Source organism: Candidatus Protochlamydia sp. R18 (genome assembly GCF_000648255.1).
In the GTDB taxonomy this organism is placed as follows: domain Bacteria; phylum Chlamydiota; class Chlamydiia; order Chlamydiales; family Parachlamydiaceae; genus Protochlamydia; species Protochlamydia amoebophila.
Genome location: NZ_BASL01000565.1, coordinates 1 through 298 on the forward strand (window position 1 = coordinate 1; position 298 = coordinate 298).

Here is a 298-nt window from a genome sequence, read left to right on the forward strand (position 1 = left end):
TACAACGTCATAGTGGGCGAGCTTTTAGAGGAGAGAAGGTTTATTCAGCCATATCTGGCTATCATTTTGCAAGGGAAAGCTTCATAGCAGCTAAATGCCAATCTAAAATTTTTGCTCCTTTTTGCTACAACTGGATAGGTGATTATGATGGATCATGCACCTTTTCACAAGTCTAAAAAAACCAGATATCTGATTGAACAAGCTGGATGTAAAATTTTATTTCTTCCCTCCTATTCGCTTGATTTAAATCCAATTGAAGTTTTCTGGGCAAATTTTAAACAATTAGTCCGGTTAAGTT

The 298-nt window shown here is 35.9% G+C and carries 1 protein-coding gene; it reads left to right on the forward strand.

Annotation, left to right across the window (positions count from 1 at the left end):
* Window positions 1-147: 147 nt before the first annotated feature.
* Window positions 148-298, forward strand: a 151-nt coding sequence (locus TY19_RS26625) for a transposase (protein WP_193354003.1), incomplete at its 3' end; no start/stop codon positions are given.